This window comes from Rhodopirellula sp. UH5 (genome assembly GCF_056839225.1).
Genome location: NZ_CM166390.1, coordinates 5,393,631 through 5,412,657, shown reverse-complemented (window position 1 = coordinate 5,412,657; position 19,027 = coordinate 5,393,631). Strand labels below are relative to the sequence as shown.

At 57.3% G+C, this 19,027-nt stretch carries 13 protein-coding genes; 5 read left to right on the top strand and 8 right to left on the bottom strand.

The window, feature by feature from the left end; all coding sequences use genetic code 11:
• Window positions 1-37 precede the first annotated feature (37 nt).
• The 5 genes from arsC to UH5x_RS19160 all read left to right on the top strand — a co-directional run bounded on the left by arsC (window position 38) and on the right by UH5x_RS19160 (window position 7,419).
• Window positions 38-388, top strand: coding sequence for an arsenate reductase (glutaredoxin) (gene arsC / locus UH5x_RS19180; RefSeq protein WP_482633356.1), 351 nt, complete (start codon window positions 38-40; stop codon window positions 386-388).
• Window positions 389-518: 130 nt separating this feature from the next.
• On the top strand, window positions 519-1,562 hold the full coding sequence (locus UH5x_RS19175) for a prenyltransferase/squalene oxidase repeat-containing protein (RefSeq protein ID WP_482633355.1): 1,044 nt from the start codon (window positions 519-521) through the stop codon (window positions 1,560-1,562).
• A 76-nt stretch (window positions 1,563-1,638) separates the two neighbouring features.
• Window positions 1,639-3,066, top strand: a complete 1,428-nt coding sequence (locus UH5x_RS19170; RefSeq protein WP_047812589.1) for a TolC family protein — start codon at window positions 1,639-1,641, stop codon at window positions 3,064-3,066.
• Entirely contained in the window at window positions 3,059-4,315 is a 1,257-nt protein-coding gene (locus tag UH5x_RS19165; RefSeq protein ID WP_047812588.1) for an efflux RND transporter periplasmic adaptor subunit, read from the top strand. The genes UH5x_RS19170 and UH5x_RS19165 overlap by 8 nt, the downstream gene beginning before the upstream one ends.
• Window positions 4,312-7,419, top strand: a complete 3,108-nt coding sequence (locus UH5x_RS19160; RefSeq protein ID WP_482633354.1) for an efflux RND transporter permease subunit — start codon at window positions 4,312-4,314, stop codon at window positions 7,417-7,419. The genes UH5x_RS19165 and UH5x_RS19160 overlap by 4 nt, the downstream gene beginning before the upstream one ends.
• A gap of 162 nt (window positions 7,420-7,581) precedes the next feature.
• Here UH5x_RS19160 and UH5x_RS19155 read toward each other — a convergent pair whose 3' ends face one another.
• From UH5x_RS19155 to UH5x_RS19120, 8 genes are all read right to left on the bottom strand, one after another.
• Complete coding sequence (locus UH5x_RS19155; RefSeq protein ID WP_482633353.1) at window positions 7,582-8,739, bottom strand: alkene reductase; 1,158 nt, start codon at window positions 8,737-8,739, stop codon at window positions 7,582-7,584.
• A 185-nt stretch (window positions 8,740-8,924) separates the two neighbouring features.
• Window positions 8,925-9,569 carry a low molecular weight phosphatase family protein gene (locus tag UH5x_RS19150; protein ID WP_482633352.1) on the bottom strand — a complete coding sequence of 215 codons (645 nt, stop codon included), beginning with the start codon at window positions 9,567-9,569 and terminating at the stop codon, window positions 8,925-8,927.
• 170 nt (window positions 9,570-9,739) lie between these two features.
• Window positions 9,740-10,588 carry a dienelactone hydrolase family protein gene (locus UH5x_RS19145; RefSeq protein WP_482633351.1) on the bottom strand — a complete coding sequence of 283 codons (849 nt, stop codon included), beginning with the start codon at window positions 10,586-10,588 and terminating at the stop codon, window positions 9,740-9,742.
• A gap of 115 nt (window positions 10,589-10,703) precedes the next feature.
• Window positions 10,704-12,140, bottom strand: coding sequence for a PQQ-binding-like beta-propeller repeat protein (locus UH5x_RS19140; protein ID WP_482633350.1), 1,437 nt, complete (start codon window positions 12,138-12,140; stop codon window positions 10,704-10,706).
• A 147-nt stretch (window positions 12,141-12,287) separates the two neighbouring features.
• Complete coding sequence (locus tag UH5x_RS19135) at window positions 12,288-13,736, bottom strand: hypothetical protein (protein WP_482633349.1); 1,449 nt, start codon at window positions 13,734-13,736, stop codon at window positions 12,288-12,290.
• On the bottom strand, window positions 13,723-16,392 hold the full coding sequence (locus UH5x_RS19130) for a protein kinase domain-containing protein (protein WP_482636027.1): 2,670 nt from the start codon (window positions 16,390-16,392) through the stop codon (window positions 13,723-13,725). The genes UH5x_RS19135 and UH5x_RS19130 overlap by 14 nt, the downstream gene beginning before the upstream one ends.
• The gene (locus UH5x_RS19125; protein ID WP_047812582.1) at window positions 16,392-17,069 is read right to left on the bottom strand and encodes a sigma-70 family RNA polymerase sigma factor; all 678 of its coding nucleotides are present in this window, start codon (window positions 17,067-17,069) and stop codon (window positions 16,392-16,394) included. The genes UH5x_RS19130 and UH5x_RS19125 overlap by 1 nt, the downstream gene beginning before the upstream one ends.
• A gap of 113 nt (window positions 17,070-17,182) precedes the next feature.
• The gene (locus tag UH5x_RS19120; RefSeq protein WP_482636026.1) at window positions 17,183-18,883 is read right to left on the bottom strand and encodes a matrixin family metalloprotease; all 1,701 of its coding nucleotides are present in this window, start codon (window positions 18,881-18,883) and stop codon (window positions 17,183-17,185) included.
• Window positions 18,884-19,027 lie beyond the last annotated feature (144 nt).

The following is a 19,027-nucleotide window of genomic DNA, read 5'->3' as shown; positions in this document are numbered from 1 at the left end:
CACTGGCATCGCTTTCCACTCCTCTCTCGTCCACCGCATGACCACGATCTACCACAACCCACGTTGCACCAAGTCTCGTCAAGCTCTGCAGCTACTCAAAGAACGCGGCATCGAACCGGAAGTCATCCAATACTTGGACACACCGCCGAGCAAGAAGAAACTCACCGAGATCGTGAAGCTGCTGGGCATCCCAGCGGAAGCCTTGGTTCGCAAAAAGGAACCCCTCTTCAAAGAATTGAACCTGGGTGAACAAACGCTGACCGACCAACAATGGATCGCGACCATGGTGGAGCATCCCAAATTGATCGAGCGTCCGATCGTGATCCACAACGGCCAAGCAGCGATCGGTCGTCCCACTGAAAACATTGTTGAGATTCTCGACGCCTGATCGGGGTCCGATTGCAAACGAGTTGTCCGGTCAATCTCCACCGTGATCCGATGAACTTCTTCAGCGTGCCTCACTCGGTCGCGATAGGATGGTTGGCCCCCGCGTCCATTCCCATCTGCGAGTCGCTCCGATGAATCCTCTTTTCCGCGTTGCTGCGTTGGGTGTGTTGCTTGGGGCTGGTGGTGCGATCCAGAACGGCCAGTCTGCATACTCGCAAGACACGCCCCCCTTTCCGGACACCACGCGAACGATCCAAAAGGGATTGCAGCATGTCGAACAGGCCGGTGAACGCTGGATCGAAAAACGTGGCTGTGTTTCCTGCCACCAAGTCCCCACGCTGATCTGGAGTCACCAAGCTGCCCGACAATCAGGCGTCCCCGTTCGTCTCAGCAACCTTGCCCATTGGGGACGATGGTCGACCGATGTGGTCAACTTCGTCAAACCGGCACAGAAAGCCGACGCGGATCACTCCGCGACCATGGCGTCCAACATCGACACGATGACGCAGCTCTTGTTGGCGATGCCCCGGGCATCTGCCCCCCCAGGCCAATCAGCCCTCGGTGAGAAAGACTGGCGAGCACGCTTTGCCCAAAAGTTACTCAAGGAACAATCGGAAGACGGATCGTGGCGAGCCTGCGGGCAACTCCCCGCCCAGCGGCGACCGACCGATGAGACCACCGCGACAACGACCGCTTGGACCGCTCTCGCCTTGATGCGTGAACCGGTCGAGTTTGATCCTGCCACGGCGGTTCATTTCATCGATTCCATCGAACAGCCGAAGTCAGCGGAGTACTTGGCCACTCGACTGTTGATCGCTCATCAGATGGAACCTCATTTGATCGATCAGCCCCCGACTCAAACCGCGACGCAGCGATGGCAAGCGAAATTGCTGAAGCACCAAAACGACGATGGTGGCTGGGGCTGGAAGTTAAACGAGGGCAGTGATGCTCTGGGCACCGGATACGCCCTGCATGCCCTGGCAATCTCGGGCGCGGACTCAAACGCTCTGGAGCACGCCGCCAAGTACCTGGTCACAACACAGGAAGCCAACGGACGCTGGAAAGTGCCGGGCACCAAGGCTTCCGCGAAGGGTGCGACCACCCCAACGGCAGACGACTGGGGAAGTGCATGGGCGGTGATCGCCTTGTCGACCGTCGTGAAACAGGACAAATGAGGCTGGAGGCCTGTAACAAGACCTGGATTGGCCTGGATTTCGGAGCACCGAATCCGGTAGTTCCACTTTCATGTCTATGGTTCGATTAGCGAGGTTCCTACCCGCCCGGTGGCTGATTGCGTTGCTGCTGGTCGGTGCGGGCTGCGCCAACCCAGACAACACCTGGACGTTTCAATCTCAAACGCCGCCTCCGTTTTCCGCAGAAGGTGAAGTGGTTCAACCAGACCGCTGGTGGACCAGTTTCAACGACCCGACACTCAACGCCGAAATCGAAGTCGCGTTGCAGGGCAACTTCACTCTCGCGGCGGCACTGCAACGATTGCATGCGGCACGGGCTGTGACACGACGCGAAGCCTCGGATCTGTGGCCCGACTTGAATGGCATTGCGGACTATGGCAGCACCATGGGTCCGGGCAGTGATCGCTCCAGTTTCATCTGGGGATTGGACGCGGGGTACCAAGTCGACTTGTGGGGCGAAATCGAATCTCGTGTCGACGCGGAACGCTTGCGGACGTCTGCCACGCGAGAAGACTACCAAGCAATCGCGCTGACACTGTCGGCTGAGATCGCTCGGACGTGGTTCTCGCTGATCGAAGGCCACGCTCAGATCGAATTGCTCAACGAACAACTCGACAACAACGAAATGGGACTGGCACTGCAGGAAGCTCGTTTCGCCTCGGGACTGATTCGCAGCCCCGATGTGCTGCGGCAACGCCAACTGGTCGAAGCCACGCTGGAACAAACGGTAGTGGAAAAGGTCCGGATCGAAGTCCTGGAACATCAACTCGCTGTCCTGCTCGGCGAAATGCCTCAAGCCGCGGAATACGACCCCGGGTCCGATCTGCCGGCCCTGCCACCACTACCGTCCACGGGCCTGCCGTCGGAATTGCTGAAACGCCGTCCGGATGTTCGACGCGATTACCTGGCTTTCCGTGCCGCCGATCGAGACCTCGCATCCGCGATCAGTGCCCAGTACCCGCGGATCAACCTCACCGGCTCTCTGCTGAATGTGTCGGAATCCCCCGAGACGGTGTTCCGCGATTGGTTTGTTTCGATTGGTGCACAAATGATCGCCCCTCTGTTCGACGGTGGGCAACGTCGAGCCGAAGTCGACCGAAATGCGGCGGTGAAACGCGAACTATTCAATATTTATGGGCAAACCATGCTGAACGCTTTCAGCGAGGTGGAAGACGCACTGGCCCAGGAACGGTACCAACTCGAACGCATTGAACACCTGGTAAATCAGGTCGAACTGGCTCGCCAATCATCCGAGCAATTGCGTGAGCAGTACTTGATCAGCGACGCGACTTACCTGGATGTGCTCAGTGCGATCACCGCCCAGCAAAGATTGCAGCGCGAACTGCTTTCCGCTCAACTAGACTTGGTGCTCATTCGCGTCTCGCTGTACTTGGCGTTGGCCGGCGATTTTGACACCCGTTCGCAAGACTTTGAATTATTGGAATCCACCGTGGAAATCATTCCGGAGACCGTTGTCGATGAATGATGCGTCGAAACAGCGACCTCAGTGGCGCTGGCTTCGCATCCTAGGAACCATCATCACCTGCTTGGCCATTTTGGGAGCGTCCGCCGCTGCGGTGTTCGTGATCAACCGAACCGAACCCACCGCCCAGCAGATCAATGCCACCCGAAAATCGGCGGCTTTGGTGGAAACCATCCCAGCGGAACGAGGCAATTATTCACCTCAAGTGGTGGTGCTTGGAACGGTCGAACCCGCCCAGGACATCACCGTCAGCCCGCGCGTCAGCGGACAAGTCATCGAACTTTCCCCGGAATTCATTCCCGGCGGCATGGTTCGTCAAGGCGAGCGCCTGCTGCGGATCGATCCAGCCGATTTCGAAAATGCAATCTCGATCAGCAACAGTGAATTGCTGCAGAAAGATGCCTTGTGGGAAATCGAACAGGCTCGCCAGCGGTTGGCCGTGAAAGAGCTGGAAATGCTCGAGGGCACCATTGACGACACCAACCGAGGCTTGGTGTTGCGTGAGCCACAAATCGCTTCCATCAAAGCGGAGATGGCCGCAGCCAAGGCCGCGATGGAACGCGCCCAATTGGATCTTGATCGGACGGAGGTCACCGCTCCCTTCGACGCTCATGTTCTTTCCCGTTCGGTCAACATCGGTTCACAAGTTGGTCCCGGGGACGAACTCGGCCGCCTGATTGGTCTGGACGAATACTGGATCATGGCCGCTGTTCCGGTGCGGACTCTGCGCTGGGTTCAATTCCCCGAGACAGCGGAGGATGACGTTTCGATCGAAGGTTCCAAAGTTATCCTTCGACACCCAGATGCCTGGGGTCCAGGCGTCGAGCGAGAAGGGCGGGTCGCCCGGCTGATTGGCACTCTCGATCAACAAACACGCCTGGCCCGCGTTCTGATCACCGTGCCGGATCCACTCGGTCGTGAATCCAAGGCGCCGCCATTGATTCTCGACACGTTGATCGAAACCCAAATCGAAGGCCGCGAAATCCAAGACGTCGTGCGATTGCCACGCGACTACGTTCGCAATCAAGACACCGTCTGGGTCATGAAAGACGAACAACTCGAGATTCGGGAAACGCAGGTTGTCTTTCGGGATGCAGAGTACGCCTACATTCGCGACGGGATCGAAGCGGGCGAAGACATCGTGATCACGACCCTGGCAACCGTGGCCAATGGAGTTGGACTGCGGAAGATCACGACCGAGGAAGCCGACCCGAACGTGGACTCTGACGAAACTGAGAGGGCAACCGAGTGACCTCGTTGTCGAAAATGGTTCCGGAGGGTGGCCCGATCGCCTGGATGGCTCGCAATGCGATTGCAGCCAACCTGCTGATGCTGCTGTTGCTCGGTGGTGGGATCTGGTCTGCCTTCGCGATCCAGAAGGAGGTCTTCCCGCAGTTCCAACTCGACATCGTCGAAGTGACCGTCGGCTACCCAGGGGCCGCTCCCGAGGAAGTCGAGCAGGGGATTCTGCGTCCAATCGAAGAAGCCGTTCGCGGCGTCGAAGGAATTCGTGAACTCACCAGCGAAGCTCGGGAGGGACGGGGGGAAGTCCTGATCGAATTGGTCGCCGGCGAGAACCGCATGAAGGTTCTGCAGGATGTCGACCAAGCGGTCAGTCGAATCCGCACCTTCCCGGATCAAATCGAACAACCCGAGGTCCGCCTGCAATCACGCCAACAAGAAGTGATGCAGGTGGCGATCTATGGCCCCATCGATATTTGGGCCCTTCGAAAGCTGGCCGAACAACTTCGCGATCAACTGCAATCCAAAGAACAAATCACGCAAGTCGAACTGCGCCGCGTTCCGGCGTATGTGACCCATGTCGAAATCCCGCGGCAACGCCTGCGTGAATACGGACTGACGCTGCCTGACGTGGCTCAGGTCATTCGCGAATCCAGCCAAGACGTGGCGGCGGGATCAGTGCAGACCACCGCGGGTGAAATCCTGCTCCGCGTCAAAGCTCGCAAGCAATGGGCGGAAGAGTTCGCTGGCATTGAAATCGTCTCCGGACGCGATGGCCCGATGGTGACTCTGGGCGACATTGCCACAATTCGCGACGGATTCGAAGACGTTGGATTCCACTCTCAGTTCAGCCAAACGCCGTCGGTTGAACTCGATATCTTTCGTGTCGGTTCGCAGTCTCCCATCGATGTGGCGGAAGCGGTCCACGAGACGATGGCAGAATTTGAATCCGCGCTTCCACCTGGTGTGAAGTGGCGAATCGACAGCAACAACGCCGAAGAGTTCCGTCGGCGATTGATGCTGGTCGCAGAGAACGCTGCGATGGCGGTTGTGATTGTGCTGGTGATTCTGTCGCTGTTCCTAGAATTCCGTTTGGCATTCTGGGTGATGACAGGCATGGCCATCTCATTCATCGGCGGCGTGCTGCTACTGCCGGCCGCCGGTGTCAGCATCAACATGATTTCGCTGTTCGGTTTCCTGGTCGTCTTGGGCATCGTCGTCGATGATGCCGTGGTGGTGGGAGAAAACGTTTACGAAAAACGACAGACACTCCAGGATCACGAGGCGGCCGCCGTTCAAGGCACCCAAGAGGTCTCCGGCCCGGTCACTTTCAGCATCCTGACGAACATCGTCGCATTTGTCCCGCTGCTATTCATCCCCGGCGAGACGGGCAAGTTCTGGGGCCCACTGCCGGTCGTCGTGATCATCGTGCTGTCGCTGTCGTTGGTTGAATCCCTGTTCATTCTTCCTGCTCACTTGGCCCACGCTCGCGACGCAGATCGCAAACGCAACGGAATTGGCGGCCGATTGCATCATGCCCAACAGCGATTCAGCCAAGCGTTCAACCGGTTGGTTGAATTCTTTTATCGTCCCATCCTGGTCGTCAGCCTTCGGCATCGATACGTCACCGCTTCGCTTGCCTTGGCATTGTTTGTGGTCATCGGTGGCTATGCGACCAGCGCACACATGGGGTTGATTCTGATGCCCGAGGTGTCGGCCGATGAAATCGAAGCCGGCGTGCGAATGCCGGTTGGCACGACTCAGGCCCAGGCCGCGAAAATCGCTGACACGGTGACCCAGGCCAGCATCCGAATGTTTGATGAACACAACCTGTATGAGGTCGCCGAAGGCATCAAAACCAATGTCCGCGGGCAAAGTTTCATCGACGTGGAAATCGTGTTGAAGCCACCAGACCAGCGTGACATGACCGCCAACCAAGTCATCGAACTGTGGCGAGAACACATCGGTGATTTGCCCGGTGTGAACCAAGTCACGTTCGAAGCGGAGAGTGGCCCAGGTGGTCACCGCCGTGACATCAGCATTGACCTCAGTCACAGCGACATCGAAGTGCTGGAAAAAGCGGCCACGGCGTTCGTCGATCGAGTCCAACTGTACGCCAACGCCAAGGATGTCAGCGACAACTACAACAAGGGCAAAACCCAATACGATTTCCACTTGCGCCCTGAGGCGCGTTCACTCGGTCTGACCGACGAAGAACTTGGCGAACAATTGCGAGGTGCCTTCTTCGGATCATTGGCACTGCGCCTGATCCGAGGGACCAACGAAACCGAAGTTCGCGTCAAACTTCCCGAAGAACAACGCGAGGACGTTCACAACCTTGAAGATCTGATCATCCGCACTCCAAGCGGCGCTGAAGTTCCCTTGCTCGATGTGGCTGATGTCGAAGAGACACTCGCCTTTCGATCCATCAATCGTCGCGATGGGCGACGCGCCATCAATGTCTCGATGGATGTCGAACCCAAGCGTGCTGCCACCCAAGTCATCGAAGCCCTGCGAGCCTCAGAACTCCCCCGGCTCCGTGAAGACTTCCCTGGCATCACGTGGAGCTTTGAAGGCAGCGACGCCGAAATGCGGCAAGCCACGGCGTCATTGTGGGGATCGTTCGGATTGGCTCTCGCCGTGATCTATTCGTTGCTGGCGATTGCTTTCCGAGGTTATGTGCAACCGCTCATCGTCTTGGTCGCGATCCCGTTTGGTGTGGTGGGGGCGATCATCGGTCACATCATGCTGGGATATGACTTGTCACTGGTCAGTTTGATGGGCGTGATCGCCCTGTCGGGTGTGGTGATCAATGACTCACTGATCATGATCGACTACGCCAATCGACACCGAAAAGGCCAGTCCGCCTTCGACGCGATCTCACAAGCCGGACTGCGTCGTTTCCGCCCAATCATGCTGACCACGTTGACGACCTTCGGCGGACTGATGCCGTTGATCTTCGAGGACTCCCTGCAGGCCCAGTACATCATTCCCATGGCAATCTCTCTGGGCTTCGGAATCCTCTTCGCCACCGGAATCATTCTCGTGCTGGTACCGTGCCTGTATTTGATCCTGGAAGACATCCAGGAGATGTTCGTGTCGGAAACGGAATGACCGCCGTGATGTCCAGCAGGTAGGCCGGATCAAGCCGCTTCGGCGCTGCTCCGGCAGATCAAGCTGGACTTTCGAGGAAAAGTCATTGCCAGAGCGCGCCACAAAGCCACCTTCATTCGGCGAATGCCAAATGCCGCCCGGGGTTCCACCCAAATTTCCGGCTCATTCCGCGTTGCAGGCTGTCGGTACTTTGACAGCGTCCTCAGGCGCGGCAGCTTCATAGGTAGGGAAGTCCGTGTAGCCATGCGCGTCGTGCGAATACCAAACCGACATGTCGGCTGTTTCAGCCAAAGGCCAACCGTTGGCGAAACGTTCGACGAGGTCCGGATTGCTGATGAACGGCCGGCCGAACGCAATCAGATCCGCTGCTCCGTCCACGATGGCCTCTTCCGCGGACTCTCGGGTGTAGCCCACGTTGCCCATCAACGTACCGCTGAAGACCTTTCGAAAATCAGCCATCGTCATCGCGGGACCAAGTTCATGGAAACCAAATCCGGTGCCATCCATCACGTGCAAATAGGCCAGCCCATACCCGTCGAGTTGACGAGCCACATAGGTGAACTGCTCGACGTACTCTGGCGATCCCATGTCGTTGAATGACCCATTGGGTGCCAAGCGAACACCCACTCGATCGCTGGGCCATACACTGGTGACGGCATCAACCACTTCGCCAAGCAACCGATATCGATTCTCAATGCTTCCGCCGTACTGGTCGTCGCGTTGATTGGATTTTGACTGCAAAAACTCGTCCAACAGGTACCCATTGGCAGAGTGGACTTCGACGCCATCGAACCCAGCTGACTTCGCACGTTCGGCCGCTTGGCGATAGTCCTCCACAATGCCCGGCAATTCGCTGGTTTCGAGAGCACGCGGGACCTCGTACGGTTTCTTCCCTGAGGGAGTGTGCACGCCGTCGCCTTCGATCGCGATCGCCGAGGGTGCCACCGGCAACTCACCGTCATGGAAATCACTGTGCGAAGCGCGTCCAGTGTGCCACAACTGCAAGAAGATTCGGCCACCCGCACGATGAACCGAATCGACCACGAGCTTCCATCGTTCCGCCATTTCATCGGTGTAGATGCCCGGTGACTGAGGCCATCCAATGCCTTGCTCCGAAACCACGGTGGCTTCGCTGATGATCAAACCAGCCGACGCTCGCTGGGTGTAGTACTCAGCCATCATCTCGTTGGCCATCCGTTCCACCCCGGCGCGAGCTCGCGTCAGGGGTGCCATCACGATGCGATTGGGTAGCGTCAGCCCGCCCATTTCAAGGGGCTGAAACAAGGCGGACTGGGATGCGTTGGAACTGGGGGTGTTCATCTTCTGCGAGCCGTTGGGGTTGGTTTCAATCGAGCGGTTCGGTCCATCTGAATGGGTCGCCACCTCTCGGGGCGTCGCACTGTAGATGTCCGGCTACGGTGATGCCCCGCAAACCACATGCCTCCACCGACGCCACGCCAGCATCCCAAAGAACGACCGACACCAAGATCGGACGGTGCAACGACTCAAACCAACGACATGGCGTAAAGCATTTCCCGGGCGATCTGCTGAGAGCGTCCGTCGTAAATTTCAGCTTCTTCCCGCGTGTCATCGGAGACCTTGGGATCCTCGTAGCGGATCGGCAACCTCAGGTCGCATCCCGGGACGTACGGGCAAGCCTGATCCGCGCTCGAACACGTCATCACCGCCGCAAATTGAGCCGTCGGATTGGGCGACTCGTTGTAAACCTTCGAAAAGCACAGCAACGGTTCGCTGTGGTCTGCATAGCGAACGGCGTAAGTCGGATTGCTCTCATCCTCGGTTTGGACGTCCACCTGAAACCCCGTCCGTTTCAAAGACTCCACCACACGAGGATTCATCGCCGTCGCTTCGGTGCCGCCAGAGAATGTTTGAACGTTCTCCAGCCCGAACAGATCAGCGGCCACCTTGGCCCAAATTTGGGTCAAATGACTGCGGCGTGAATTGTGGGTGCAAATGAAGGTCAATTGCACCCGTTCCGACTTCTGAACTTCGTCGCGAATGTACCCAGCCAATTGCTTCAGATCGCCCTTGCGATCCTCGGGGATCTGGTCCGTCTCAGTGCGACGTTGTTGAACAAAGGCATCCAAGGATGGGAACAAACCAATGGTGCGCAGCTCACTCATGGACACTCTCAAGGGCAGGCGAAAACCGGTACACATTCAAAGGACGGTCGCCACAACCAAATCGTGACAGATGGCAATCGTCCAACGACGATCAACGATATTGCGTCCCAATCCTGACGTCAACCAGACCGTCGCCTCCCAGTTATCAAGCCCAGCCATTGCCTGCGAATGCTGCCTCAGGCCAAGGCCTTCTCGAACAACGCGAGCATCCGGCTCCAAGCTTTCTCAGCTTGCTCTGGATTGTGAACTCGCGTGTCGGGAGGGCACCAACCGTGCCCCGCAGGGTAGACTTCGATCTCAGCTGCGAGATTGGCCTCTTCAAACGATTCCTTCAGCACGGTCTTGGCTTCCGGATCGCGTTGGTCATCGTTTTCTGCAACCGCGATCAGGAAGTCCGCCTTCATCTTCGGAATCAATCGATGCGGGCTGTCCTCGCCACCTGAAACCAATCCGCCACCATGGAACGTCGCTGCCGCACCGATGCGATCGGGAACCGCAGCGGCGGTTCGAAAGACGATTGGCCCACCCATGCAATAGCCCGTTGTGCCAATCGGTTTGCCCGTGTCGACCTGGGCTTGCTTGTCCAACCAAGCCACAAACGCTTGCGCATCGGTGGTGTGCGTTTCCGGGGTCAGAGAGCGAGCCAAAGGCCGCACCTCTGCGATCGACGTGTTGGCCCCATTGGCGGCCGTCGGAGCTTTTTGTTGGCGATAAAACGGATTGACCACCAACACGCTGTACCCCGATTCGGCCAAGCGTTTTCCCATTTGACGAAAGGCAGGACGCAAACCAAAGATGTCCGGCCAGATCAAAACAGCCGCATGCGATCCCGAGGAAGGAGCCACGAAGTAAGCGTCACACTTGCCGTCCGGCGTTTCGATCTCAACGTCGCGTCCGCTGACTTCCGCCGCGTCGGCGACTTTGGGAAGCATCATGGCAGCACCAATTCCAGCCGCGGCCAAGGTTCCGATATCACGACGTGAATACTTCTTCAGATCTTCTTCGAAATGATCCTGGTCACACATTCTGAACTCAACCTTTTGAGGGGGTACGTGGAAGGGGCTTGAGAAACAAATCCGGAGTGACACTATCGTTCGCCAGCCACATCCAGACGACTCACGAACTGTGACACGTCAACTGCTACTCGCCAATGCAGTACAAATGTGACTTGCCACGCAGAAAGATCTGGTCGCCGACGATCGCTGCCGACGCATCGATTTCGTCATCCAACTTGTTGGTGGCAATGGCTTCCAACTCATTGCCATGGCGCAATACCAGCGTGGTTCCATCACGACCGGTGAAGTACACGCGATCCGCCGCGGCAACGGGCGAGGCATAAACCGATGCGATGTCTGGCAGTCGAGTTTGGTCGATCACCAATTCTCCCGTCTTCGCCTGGCGAGAAACCAAAACACCGTTGTTGGCCTTCACGAAGTACAGCTGACCTTTGTAAAGCACCGGCGAAGGCACATAGGGAGCCGCATCTTCTTCGATCCAAGTGATCACGTCGCTGTCGGTGATGTCGCCCTTGGCACTCAGTGGAATCGAATAAATCGCGTAACCACGAAAGCCGGTCATCACGATGACGTTGTCTTCAAAACGAACAGGGGAGGGGATCGGGTTGCCAGCCTGCCCGCCACATTCCCAAATCAGTTCTCCGGTCGCCAAGTCATAGCTGCGAACTCGCTTGGAACCATTGGTGATGACCTGTGTGCGGCCTTCGTACTCGGTGATCAGTGGCGTCGACCAAGTCGTTTGTTCATCGCGACTTTGACGCCATTTTTCGTCTCCGGTCGCGGCGTCCAAGGCGACGATGAAGGATTCGCCTTCATGATCCCAGGGCACAACCAAGGTGCCGTTGTGGACGGCAGGCGAACTGCCTTCGCCAAATTGATTGCGAGTTTGCATCTGGCCCAAGTCGACACTCCACAACTGCTTGCCATCGAGGTCCAAACAGAAAACACCTCGCGACCCAAACGACATGTACAATTTTTCGCCATCCGTGATGGGCGAAGCCGATGCCAGCGTGTTGGTGTTGTGACCGGCTTCGTGAGGCACCTCTTGCGTCAACGATGTCCGCCAGATTTCTTTGCCGTCGGTGCGGTCGTAAGCAATCACCATGAAATCGTGATAGTTCGTCGGCTTCGCCTCACCACCTCGGCCGCCGCGACCTCGCCCGCCGCGTTCCGGTCCCCCGCGTCCACCTTCCGGACGTCCGCCTCCAGCGCGTCGGTTCCCGCGTGGCGGAGCGGCTTCCTGGGACGCCTTGGCGGGTGCTTCGCTGGAACCAGCACCTTCCGCCATCCGCTCGGTTTTCACGGCCGTGCTGACGTACACCCGATCACCGAGAACGATTGGCGTGCTGCTTCCGACGCCAGGAACGTCAATTTTCCAGAGAATGTTTTCCGACTCACTCCAAGTCGTCGGCGGATTGGATTCCAGAGCGGCGCCCGACGAATCAGGACCGCGCCACTGAGGCCAATCGCGGTTCACATCATTGCCCGTCGCGGACGAAATGGCGTTTGGAGTACAGCATGCCAACAGTGCCAAACCACAAAAAAAGGTCGAGTGTCGCAAAATTCCAGCTCCAAAATGCCGGTGGGGAATCGCAGGGAACGTCCAGAACGCGCCCAATCAAGCATTCAACCCAGAAAGTCTGCCTGGGTTCCGTGCTCCCCCAAGATACACGACGACCACCACTCCCGGTCGCCACGTCACCATTCCTTAACGGCTGGTCAGCAACATTTCATCTCGGCGACGACGAGCATTCAACGCCAGAGCCCCCGCGACGATCGCCGCTCCTGGATACGCCAACCCAGACAAACGAAGCGGCCGAGAATCGAGTGCAGGCTGAGCCAAGACGTCGGTTTCAAACGCGATTGCCGCCAAGACCGCATCCCGGACTTCGTCCACCGCGACTGGCCTGGACACCGTTTCGGACGACGCCATCAACCCCACGGTTCGATGGACTCCGACCGTTGCGTCCAACGCAATGTCCACCATTCCCGGCGACAGCGTCGGAACGACGGTTGGCAACGTGCCTTGGAATCGAATTCCATCGACCAACCCGGTCGGTGAACCAAACCAAGTTGCCAGAGCATCATCGACGGAGTGACCTTCGAGCAGCGACGATGCCCCGTCATCACGAGCACTTGCCGCCTCCACGTCGCCGGCATCCTTGTCCGATGCGGCCCGAGCCACCTCACGCAGATGCTCGAGTGTTTCTTCGTCCAATTCCCACGAATCATCTGCTTGAGACGAATCCAACGACACATCATCGCTGGACACTCGCGGCAACCAATCGATCGTGCCACCATCCATCTCGCCCGCAACACTGGATGAAGAGGAGTCGACGAGATCGATTCGCGAACCTCCTGTGGTCGAGTTCATCCGTTCATACGACGTCGTCGCGGCAGCGACCGCTGACGCGTCGACGACGCCATCCACGGTCGATTGATTTTGTTGCACTGGACCACCGTCTGCCGTGACAGCATCCGATGCGGCCGCCTGCACCCCATCGCTTCCACCGGCAACGCTTTGCTCGGAAGGTGCTGCATTGGAGTTCGCGCGAACCAACACGGTCCCTTGCCCCACCGATGACCGCCCGCTTCCTCCACTGAGCACACTGTCAACACTCACACTGTTGTCAGGTCGTGGCGAAGGGGTCACGAACTGAACCACCCACACAAGGCTGTTGGACTCGATCGGCTGATCGCTATCACTGCCCGGCGAACGATCAGCGGAGGTCAGGGAACTCGACTGCAACGAACCGCTCCGGTTCAAATCACTCCGTGATTGGTTGTTTCGCGATTCATTCCCAAGACTTTGCAGTCCTGAATTGCTTTGTCGAGCATCACGCTGGCCCAAACCGCCACGTTGATCCGACGATGACCCGGGATGAGAGTTGGACGAAAAGCCTTCGATCGGTCGGACGGAACCCGAACCTTGTCCACGTGCATCGAGTGCCTGAATCCCCGAACCGTCACGTGAGCTACCGGCCTGAATCGATGCAACCGTTCGTTGCAATGCCGGAATGGCTCGATCGATTTGCGAGCGATCGAGTTCCTGCGAGCCAACCCCTGCATCTGAATGAGCAAGAATCCCACCCGCCAACAAAGAACGTGATTCCAGTTGTTCAAGCAGTAAAATTCGTGAGTCTTCAGTTGGCTTCATGGGTCAATCCTTGTGGCTCTTCTTGACGCCGCGAATTTCCATTGGATGCCATCACTTTTTGATGATTGGCCTGATGCTTTCGCAGGTAGTCATTGTAACGCGCAACTTCGGGAGCAACCGAAACGGCGACGGATTGAAGCTTGATTGCTTGAGAATACGCTCGGGCGGCGGATTCCGTCTCCCCCAGTTGCTGCTGCAAGAAACCGTAGTTATTCCAAACCCCGCCGAGCATGCTCTGAGTCTCAGCATCCTCCGGGAATTGGACCGCCAGCGACTGGCCTGTTTCCAATGCCTTTTCAAACGCTTTGCGAGCCTCTTGCAGCGTCCCCCTCTTCGACTGAGTCAAACCCAGGTGATTGAAACTCAAGGCGAGATCCCGTCGATAATTGGGATGATTCGGCCAACGAACAACCACTTGGCTGCCAATCTCAATCGCTTGTTCAAACGTCTTGATTGCCTGGGTGTGGCGTCCCGTTGCTGACTGAGCGGCCCCCAGTGTGTTCAGTGTCACGATGGTCTGCCCAGCAACCTTCGCATCTCCGGGATCTGCCTGCAAAAACTTGAATTGCGATTCGAGTGCCTGGCCCGCATGCTGAATTGCTCTTTCAGGATCCGATTCGGTTAACAAGCCGGCCAAGTTGGACTGCACCGCCGCCAGCTTCTGTGGAACGAGATCAGCCTTCGATCCCGGCAAACGTTCAGCTTCCGAGACCGACTCATTCAACAAAGGCTGAAGTCGCTCGATCGCTCTGACAAAATGCTTTTCGGCCTCGGACGTCGCGCCCGTTCGCATCAACAACAAACCCATGTTGTTCAAAGTGGTCGCGAGCGACACCTCCGCCTCTCGTTGCGAAGGAAACGAATCGCCTCGATCAGTCAGCGTCTGCTGGGTCGTCATCGCTCGCACGAAGTAGCGAGCAGCGTCTTCGAGTTTTCCTGCCCGAACCAAGGCCTGTGCCAAGTTGTTCTGACAAGTCGACCAGTGCAACCGCACGGGATCATTGAGCCCAGCGTCCTCCGCCAACTCCGCGTAAATCGATTCACTGCGTTTGAGCTCTTTGATCGCCTGCTCGCTGTCGCCAAGCTCCGACTGCAACCCCCCCGCTTTCGCGAGTGTCATCGCAAAATCCTCTCGAAGCGTTGGATCGTCTTTGACTTCCGCGGCGAACCGTTCGTAGTAGTCCAACATTTCCAACAACAACAAACGGCGTACCGAGTCCGCTGCGGGAATATCAACCAGCAACTCGGCGATGCGCGTCCCCATCCGATCCAAGGCCCCTCGCGCCAGCAACTCGCCCCGAGTGGCCCGCAATGCATTTTCGTCCGACGCCTGCTTTGCAGTCGCCAACTTGGCATTGGCAATGGCGGAACCGACCAAACCCAGCGTCACAATCAAAGCGGCTGCCAACGCAACACGACGATGTTTGGAGGCCAGCCGAACCAACCGATCCGCGATGGACGGTGGTCGGGCGATCGTGGGTTCGCCTCGCAGCACCCGCTTCATGTCATCGGCAAACTCATTCGCAGTTTCATATCGATCTTCGCGATTCTTCGACATGGCTTTCGCGATGACCGTCCCCAAATCACGAGGCAAATCGGGCCGCAACAGATGCAAGGGGATCACCTCCTCATTGTCGATTCGCTTCAGAATCGTTGCCGCGTCGTCTCCTTCATGAGCGTACCGCAGCGTCAGACATTCGTACAACGTCGCAGCCAAGGAGTACTCATCGGCACGTCCATCAATCAAAGCCGACTGGCCACGTGCTTGTTCTGGGCTCATGTACCGCATGGTCCCGATCACGTCACCCGAACGAGTCAGCGACATCTCCGTCTGACAACGAGCCAATCCAAAATCGGTGACCCAAATTTTGCCAGCGCGATCCAACATCAAGTTGGACGGCTTCACGTCGCGATGCACCACACCGTTTTCGTGAGCGACATGCAACGCATCGGCGATGTCGATTCCCCACTGAACCACTTGCTTCCATGCGTCGCGTTTTCGCTCCGTCGACTCCGCACGAGATTCCCCAGAAGAAGCACCCGATCCATTGCCGAGTTCTTCAGCCCGTTTTTCTTCACGGCGTTCTCGCACCCATGCATCCAAAGCAATTCCGTCAATGAACTGCATCGCGTAGTAATGGACGCCTTGATGACTACCGACACTGTGAATCGGAACAATGTGCGGGTGCTGCAACAGACCAGCCGCATGAGCTTCGTTCTTGAACCTTGCGATCTGGTGAGAGTCCAACATGGAAGCCAGCGGCAGCAACTTGATCGCGACGCGTCGATCAAGCGACTGCTGGCTGGCCTCGTAGACAACTCCCATCCCACCGCGACCAATTTCTTGGTGCAAAAGGAAGTCGCCAAGTTGCTTGTTCGTGGGAAGAGGAACAGACGGCGCATCGAGCGTGGCCTGCATGCCCGCCGCGACACCGTAGAGCGCACGCAGTTTTTCAAGGTACGCGTGAAAGACCGATCCTAAGTCGGGATTTTGCTGGACAATTTCATCCGCATCCAAACTCTCGCCGTTTTCCAACGCAACCAAATACTCATCCAGCAACTTGGTCAGCCGTGATTGTTGCTCTTCGTTCAACCCGCGCAGCAGCGAAGGATCCGCCGAAAGTGAATCCGCCTCCGAATGCTGGAAAGCGACCATCAAAGCTGCCCCTCGGACGCCTTGAAACTTTCCAATGCACGCAGCCAAAGCATCCGAACAGCCCCGCACTTGCGATCCATCCGCTCCGCAATCTCATCAAACGAAAGCCCTTGCAGCACGCGCAGAACGATCACTTCGCGGTAATGCGGTTTGAGCTTGCTGAGCTGATTGGACAATTCCACGGCTCCTTCTCGAGCACGCATGGGTGCACTCGGCGAGGGTTCATTGCCTGCTAAAATCCCCGCCCAATTGCAGGCGGATTCCTCCAATCGATTGCTGACCGCTTCCAAAGAGACTTCGCGACGAATGTCTCGCTTCTGAACTTGAACGTGACGCTTGAAACTGCGATGCAACGTGTGAATCAAGATCGTTCGCAACCAACACAGCAACTCGCCTTGGCTGGTCCCACGAAAATCGCCGAAGTCTTGGTGCGCTTCCAACATCGCCTCTTGAACGATATCCGACGGATTGACGCGTTTGCGCAACCGGCGATCCAACTGGGTGCTGGCTAGAATCGTCAGGTAATTCGCGTACCACTGAAGCAATCGCCCGAGAGCATCCCGGTCACCAGCCCGCGCATGATCCAGCAACTCAATGAACCCGAGGTCATTGCCCCAGCCTTCTCGGTCACTGGATTCATTTTCGCGTGCCGTCCAAGAGGAGTCTGTGGCGACCATCGCATTGCCTTCTGAAGAGTAGTCTGACTTCGCATCATCGTTCGCAAGGAACTAGTTGCGGGGCAAACTGAAAACCGCCAGTCCGTTTTGCAATTTCTTTGAGAATCACTTATTCAGCGACGAAAACCGGAAAAACGGGTGCGAGGGGTAGACCTCCCCACCTCCCTGAATGCGGCGTCGACACGAGCGAACTGCGACAGCCCGGATTCGTCCTCTGCGATCGCGGGTTCCTCTCGAGAGGCTTCCCACTCAGCGAACGAAACACCCCCATCCGCGTCCCCGTCGGCCACGGACAGTTTCGCCCAGAGTCGATCGCGAACCTCGGTCTCGGTGATCAAGCCATCGCCATCGGCGTCTTTGGACAGAAATCTTTCTTCTCGAACAGTCAAGAATGTTGCGGCGAGCTCTTCCGTCGTGAGCAAACCATCCGCATCCGCATCGGTGTCCAACTCGGCCCACTTTTCCCACAGTCGCTCAGGAACCTCTGCTTCCGACAACAACTGGTCACCGTCCGTGTCCCATCGCTCCATCAACGCCTCCACGTCTCCGTCAACCAAACCGACTGGGAACGAACCGTGAGGTCCATGCTGAAATTCATGCGAACCATGATTGCAATCTTCCTCCTCCATGGATGTCGGCTCGTCGACCAAACCACCCTCATCAATGGTCGAATCATCTTCTTCATCCACGATGACTTCCGTGTCATCCGAGGTATCCGATTCCACGTCGCCCTCTGATTCTTCCGCTTCCCCCGCCTCTGTTTCGGAGACCAAACTTTCAACGTCGGCGTCGTTCATCGCATTGATGACCAACAAAGCGTCCAAGGAAGTCACCGTTCCGTCGCCGTTGACATCACACAACCCGTCGGTCGCCACCTCGCTGGATTCGCCATCGGAAGTTTGATTGAGCTGGTTGATCACCATCAAAGCATCCAACGCAGTGGTGCTGTTGTCCTCGTTGACGTCCGTCGGATTGACGTAGTTGTAAGAATTCAGCTCCACCTCCAAACGTCCACTGAACCGTTGCCGAAAACTGTTTCGGTACCAACGATTCCAAGCAAACCACCGGCTCCGATGCTCGTCGGCCTCCGTCTCCGTTTCGCCGTTGTCATTGCTTCCAGGATCCTCCGTCGTGGGATCCTCCGAGACCGGATCGTCGTCGGCATCCATCGTTTCGGTGTCAGCGGGCACTTCAAAATCGTCCGCCGTTTCCGATTCCTCTTCGGTCTCGTCCGCCGCGGTATCCGCCGCCGCATACAACTGCGTGATCGCAATCGCGTCATCCTCATCCAGTTGGGTGAACGATTGATTGGCGGAAACGAACGGTGCCAAAACACTTCCAGAGGCATCGGTGTGATCCAGCCCCAACGAGTGACCAATTTCGTGCACCGCCACCCAAACCAAATCAAACGCGGCGTTTCCAAGTGAATTGCCAACTTCCCAGTTTTCCGACAGATCAAATTGGATGTCACCTGCCAACCGAGCCGGGTTCACGTCGTCGGGAAAATACGCCTGGGCGAGCGTGCCGGCTCCTCCGTCCAAGTTCTCGAACGAGATATCAATCGAATCACTCAGTCCCAGTTGGTCGACTTCCGTGAACTCGATGTCCGCCACGCTGGCCCAAGCATCGAATGCCGTTTCGATCGCTGCGTCGGTTTCTTCCTGCGTCAGGGAACTCGGCGATCCCGAAATCGTGTAGGTCAGGGCGGCACTGCCCAGTCCCGGACCATCCCAGCCCAAACTGGCGGCAAGCACTCGGCGTGTTTCCAGAGACTGGATCGCGAGACGACGTGTTTGTTTCTTCCGCTGAATCATATCGGACAAGCACTGCAAATAGAAAAGGGACAGGGGAGGCACCTGCGATCGTTCCAATCGCCAGCCCAACCCATCACGAACCGGGCTCCGACCACGCGTTCATCTGATGGGCCACAAAGAAAGGGCACCATCCTGCCCGCCACG

Excerpts from the sequence above, each read along its gene's own strand:
- arsC (WP_482633356.1), top strand. The coding sequence starts at position 38 with ATGACCACGATCTACCACAACCCACGTTGCACCAAGTCTCGTCAAGCT.
- UH5x_RS19175 (WP_482633355.1), top strand. The coding sequence starts at position 519 with ATGAATCCTCTTTTCCGCGTTGCTGCGTTGGGTGTGTTGCTTGGGGCT.
- UH5x_RS19170 (WP_047812589.1), top strand. The coding sequence starts at position 1,639 with ATGGTTCGATTAGCGAGGTTCCTACCCGCCCGGTGGCTGATTGCGTTG.
- UH5x_RS19165 (WP_047812588.1), top strand. The coding sequence starts at position 3,059 with ATGAATGATGCGTCGAAACAGCGACCTCAGTGGCGCTGGCTTCGCATC.
- UH5x_RS19155 (WP_482633353.1), bottom strand. The coding sequence starts at position 8,739 with ATGAACACCCCCAGTTCCAACGCATCCCAGTCCGCCTTGTTTCAGCCC.
- UH5x_RS19145 (WP_482633351.1), bottom strand. The coding sequence starts at position 10,588 with ATGTGTGACCAGGATCATTTCGAAGAAGATCTGAAGAAGTATTCACGT.
- UH5x_RS19135 (WP_482633349.1), bottom strand. The coding sequence starts at position 13,736 with ATGAAGCCAACTGAAGACTCACGAATTTTACTGCTTGAACAACTGGAA.
- UH5x_RS19130 (WP_482636027.1), bottom strand. The coding sequence starts at position 16,392 with ATGGTCGCTTTCCAGCATTCGGAGGCGGATTCACTTTCGGCGGATCCT.
- UH5x_RS19125 (WP_047812582.1), bottom strand. The coding sequence starts at position 17,069 with ATGGTCGCCACAGACTCCTCTTGGACGGCACGCGAAAATGAATCCAGT.
- UH5x_RS19120 (WP_482636026.1), bottom strand. The coding sequence starts at position 18,883 with ATGATTCAGCGGAAGAAACAAACACGTCGTCTCGCGATCCAGTCTCTG.